The sequence below is a fragment of the Kamptonema sp. UHCC 0994 genome (genome assembly GCF_029167235.1).
GTDB lineage: Bacteria > Cyanobacteriota > Cyanobacteriia > Cyanobacteriales > Microcoleaceae > Kamptonema.
On sequence record NZ_JARFTR010000012.1, the window covers coordinates 1 to 4,580 of the forward strand.

Annotated in this window: 4 protein-coding genes; 1 reads left to right on the forward strand and 3 read right to left on the reverse strand. The window is 41.5% G+C overall.

The window, feature by feature from the left end; translation table 11 throughout:
* Positions 1 to 322 precede the first annotated feature (322 nt).
* Together arsS and PY364_RS01170 are read right to left on the reverse strand one after the other, a co-directional pair.
* A complete protein-coding gene (gene arsS, locus PY364_RS01165) occupies positions 323 to 1,309 on the reverse strand; it encodes an arsenosugar biosynthesis radical SAM (seleno)protein ArsS (protein WP_275519709.1) in 987 nt (328 codons plus the stop codon).
* Between the two features lie 324 nt (positions 1,310 to 1,633).
* A complete protein-coding gene (locus tag PY364_RS01170; protein WP_275519711.1) occupies positions 1,634 to 2,272 on the reverse strand; it encodes a hypothetical protein in 639 nt (212 codons plus the stop codon).
* A 679-nt stretch (positions 2,273 to 2,951) separates the two neighbouring features.
* Here PY364_RS01170 and PY364_RS01175 point away from each other — a divergent pair.
* Positions 2,952 to 3,863 (forward strand): alpha/beta hydrolase, encoded by a 912-nt coding sequence (locus tag PY364_RS01175; RefSeq protein ID WP_275519713.1) that lies wholly within the window; start codon positions 2,952 to 2,954, stop codon positions 3,861 to 3,863.
* Between the two features lie 63 nt (positions 3,864 to 3,926).
* Here PY364_RS01175 and PY364_RS01180 read toward each other — a convergent pair whose 3' ends face one another.
* Positions 3,927 to 4,448, reverse strand: coding sequence for a DUF4330 domain-containing protein (locus tag PY364_RS01180; RefSeq protein ID WP_275519715.1), 522 nt, complete (start codon positions 4,446 to 4,448; stop codon positions 3,927 to 3,929).
* Between the last annotated feature and the right edge of the window lie 132 nt (positions 4,449 to 4,580).

Genomic DNA, 4,580 nt, shown 5'->3' on the forward strand with positions numbered 1-4,580 from the left:
CGTAACGCCGCCCTCTGGGCGGTATATTTACCGCCCAGAGGGCGGCGTTACGTGATTTTTGCCTAAGTTTATAAGTCCTGAATTATATCATGTCCGGTTAAATACTTGTCATTGCGAGCCAAGGGAAGCAATCGCAGAGACTAGGCGATTGCTTCGGGCTTGCTTCGTACCTCGCAACTGCGCTTCGCTTGGCTCGCAATGACAGATTGTAAGTAATTTGCCGGACATGATATTAGCCATTACCAATTACCAATTAGCCATTAGCCATTACCAATTACCAATTACCAATTACCAATTACCAATTACCAATTACCCCTTATCTTCAAACAAGAGAACCACCGCAGCTAGAACCACAACCAGCCGTGCAACCATAGCAATAAGTAGCAGTCTGCACCTCTTGAATTAAATCTAAACTACCAGATTCTAGCAATTTGGCAACTGTTATTATTTCACCCGTGCTAGTTTTTGCAGGCAAGTTTTCCATTTGATTAAAATCGCAGTCGTAAACATTGCCAAGGTAGTCAATTGAAAGTTCATCTCGACACATTAAATGTTCAACTGTAGTCGGATTAAAGTTATCTTCTAAAAAATGGAGATAAGGTTTGTGCAGTTTCTTGTGTTCCAGATGAAATTTAGTCCTCCCAACTGGTAAGTTAGTAATTGTGTACAATTGATTAAAACAAATATCGAAATGTTCCTCTAAATATGTCTTATAATCGCGCTGAAGCTTGTTCTGTTCTGGTGTCAGAGAAAATTTTTCTGTACTTGGAATTTGAGGATTATACACCAAATCTAAAATTAAATCTGGGTTTTGACCGTAACCTAGTTGATTCAGCCTTTGCAATGCTTTAATTGAATTATCAAAAACACCATTGCCACGCATTTTATCAACATTTGCTGATTGGTAGCAAGGAAGCGAAGCCACAATTCTAATTTGGTTTTTGGCGCAATATTCTGGGATATCTTCAAACCCTTTTTCAAAGTAAATCGTCAAATTAGAACGGACAATTACTTGTTTGCCAGCAGCGCCAGCAGCTTCAACTAAGGGTTTGAAGCCATAAAGCATTTCTGGTGCGCCACCAGTGAGGTCAACAGTTTGAATTTGGGGAAATCTACGGATTAAATCTATTAGTTGATTACAAATTTCAGGGGAAATTTCTTCAGTCCGTTTGGGGCCAGCCTCTACGTGGCAATGGGTACAAGCTAAGTTGCAGCGTTTGCCCAAATTGATTTGTAAAACAGTAATTTGCTTCTTAGTTAAGGCTCTGTCGAGCTTGTTTTTGAAAGGTGTTATGGCAGTTTGAATCATCTGTCAATCCTTTTGATGCGCTCTTATAAGTAATATCTTGTCCGGTTAAATACTTGTCTAGGAATTACAAGCAAAGCGAAGCAATCTCAAAATCTTGTGTTGATGAAGCCTACCCGAAGGGCTTATGCTTCACAACGTCAAGCGCTGCGTGCAGGCTACGCCAACGCAATGACAGATTGCAAGTAGTTTGCCACATTATAATATAATACTACCAATTCTAAAAAATTTGGCAGTATTAATAGCTGAAGGTTAGGCGTAACGAAGTGAGACGCAACTCTTTCTTAACAGTTAACAGTTAACTGTTAACTGTTAACTGTTAACTGTCTAAAACCCAAAGCTAAAATCATCTACTATTACCTGACCATCAAAAGCGTAGAAAGTCACTTGGTAAATATTCGGGGCTTTTACTATTAGCTGAGTGTTGGGGGGAATGCGAGAATTAAAGCCCGCCAAATTTGGTGCAGGTAATTCATCCTCAGTAATTACATTCCCATCGCGATCGCGTGCTGATAAAACAGTTCGCCGCGAACTGGTGACAAGTCCCGAAACGAAGCGAACTGGATGCTTAAATGTCACCTCTATCAGGCCACTTTTGGGCGCTCCCATTAATACTGTCACCCCAGAACGAACAGAAAATGCTGGGTTTGACGGTTGAATAGCAACTGCATTGGCAAAAGTCACTCCACAATGCTCAAATTGAGACTCTACTACTTCAAAACACTTCAAGTCTTCTAAAGCTAAGCGGACGCAAGTAGGTGTAATGACGGGTAAACAAAACTCTGACCCCCCACAACTCGCTCCGGGAGTCGCAATCAAAATCTCTGGGTCGTTCATTTCAATGCTGCGATGTACGGGCGATTTGGCTTCGCTAAGGAGAGTCTCAAACTCTGCGGAGCCGTCAGATTGAACACCTGTCATGTCAACCATAAAACCTTCGCGATTCCCTGTTTTGAGCAGTTGCATTGTTAGTAGACCTCCCCTAATTAATTATTTCTGTGGTCGTAGATGGTATGCAGTCCAGGCTGAGTGATTGCGGAATCCCTGTTAGGGTTTGAATCTCGTGCTGGTTACTCTCTACTACACACTTTCGAGTCGTTCTATCGCCAAGCAGGAAGAAATTGGTATTGATTTTTCCAACTCAAGCAATAAACCTACTGCGCGATCGCGCAGCTTGTACTGACGGCTAACGAACCTTCTTTAGATGAGGGGTCTTACCCCTCATTGATGAATTATCTCCTATCTACCGGAGTTGGCAAGGGTGGCGCGATCGACCCTTACAAACTGTTAAAAGCTCAAAACTCCCTGGCTGCCTATACTTGCGCTCTGCACACTAAGTAAAATAGGAAAAAATATTTATAAAATCTTTACAAAACTAATGGTATCTTTATATGATCTTAATTTTTTTAAGAATCAAAATCTAAAATTCGTTGAGCTTGGTCGGCAGTCCCAGATCGATAGATCCTGCAAGAAACCCGGTTTCTCCGAAAAATAGTCGATCGATTCCGAAAGATATTGGCGCAGAAATCCGGTTTTTGCCCCCTCGTGCGTAAGTCCTATCTTTAGATAAATTGCCTAATAAAATGATATGATGTAAAAATATAAAAATTATTACTAATCAATCCCTATTAGCGATTAAAAACCTATGTTTCAGCCCCTTGGTTTTGGTCAACGCTCGATAGTCACATCTCTCGGTAGAATGGTGTATTACACTGCTGAGGGTATGCCTTGGATAACCGCAGATACGCAATCATTAGAAAATTTACCAACACTGGTGTTTTTTCATGGATTTGGTGGCGGGTCAAGTTCCTACGAGTGGTCAAAAGTTTATCCAGCTTTTGCAGCAGAATATCGAATTTTAGCACCAGATTTAATCGGCTGGGGACGCTCAGAGCATCCAGCCAGGAATTACAAAGCCGATGATTATATCACAACTTTGATTGAATTCATAGAACAAACTTGTAGCAGTCCAACGGTTGTAGTTGCTTCTTCTTTAACAGCGGCTTTTGTAATTCGGGCCGCGATCGCACGCCCCGAACTTTTTAAATCCCTAATTTTGACCGCACCAGCAGGATTGTCCGATTTTGAAGAAGATTACGGACGTAGCTTCTTCGCTCAATTAGTCAATACTCCCATTTTAGATCGAGTGCTTTATAGTGCTGGAATTGCCACCAGCGGCGGGATCAGGAGTTTCTTAGAACAGCGTCAATTTGCCGAACCCCGCCGCATAGACAATGAAATTGTAGAGGCTTATTTACAATCTGCCTTAGAACCAAATGCAGAATATGCAGCTCTCTCTTTTGTCAGAGGGGATTTATGTTTTGATTTGTCATTATACATTAACCAACTGAGAACACCAACAGCAATTATTTGGGGAGAAAAATCAGAATTTACTGGCCCAGAAATTGGACGGCGTTTAGCTAATATGAATCCAGAAGCGATTCGAGTATTTCAACCGTTAGCAAACGTAGGATTGACACCACAGCTAGAACTTCCCGCTCTCACTATTGGTTTAATCCGCCGATATTTGTTTTCCCTATTAACAGTTAACCGTTAACAGTTAACAGCTAACAGCTAACAGTTAACAGTTAACCGTTAACAGTTAACCGTTAACCCTTATTTATTTCTGTACTCGCACATCAATAACACTGGCATTAAAGTTGTAGTTGAAGCCTTCAAGCTCTACAGTGTTGCCAATTTTGATTTTGAGATTGCCGAGAACTGGGCCATCTTTAGTAATTTGACCCTTTCCTTCCAAGGTAAACATCATATTTCTGCTAAAAGATTCTTCTTCTCTGGGGTCTGGTAGAGCTTTCGCAGTGCCATTTGGTTGAGGGACAACTACCGTTCTAGTCAAGAGATTAACAGATTTGATATCAACCTGACCGTAGGGTTGATTGCGGATAATCATATTCACTTTATCTCCTGGTTTGAGCAAATCTTGAAGATTACGCCCCTTGAGACCTAAAGCAATCACATCTATCTGGACGGGTTTGGTAGTTACACCAACTTGAGCAACAGAACCAGAAGTGCCGGGAAAGAAAAATATGCCAACGACAACTAGGAGAATAATCAAAGTAGCACCCACATCTAGGATGCTCAGTTTGCCGAATAGTCGTCCTTGAGAATCCAAAATTTTCATAAATCAGCGTCCTAATTGACAAATAAAGGGCTATTTCCATTCAAGCCCTAAGAGAGATTACCATAACTGCCGTCAGAAATCCGCCGCCACTCCTTACTCTTTGTAACGCCGCCCTCTGGGCGGTAAGTAGAC

What these genes read in the sequence shown, in the direction of transcription:
- PY364_RS01175 (WP_275519713.1), top strand. Translation starts at nt 2,952, where the DNA reads ATGTTTCAGCCCCTTGGTTTTGGTCAACGCTCGATAGTCACATCTCTC.
- PY364_RS01170 (WP_275519711.1), bottom strand. Translation starts at nt 2,272, where the DNA reads ATGCAACTGCTCAAAACAGGGAATCGCGAAGGTTTTATGGTTGACATG.
- PY364_RS01180 (WP_275519715.1), bottom strand. Translation starts at nt 4,448, where the DNA reads ATGAAAATTTTGGATTCTCAAGGACGACTATTCGGCAAACTGAGCATC.
- arsS (WP_275519709.1), bottom strand. Translation starts at nt 1,309, where the DNA reads ATGATTCAAACTGCCATAACACCTTTCAAAAACAAGCTCGACAGAGCC.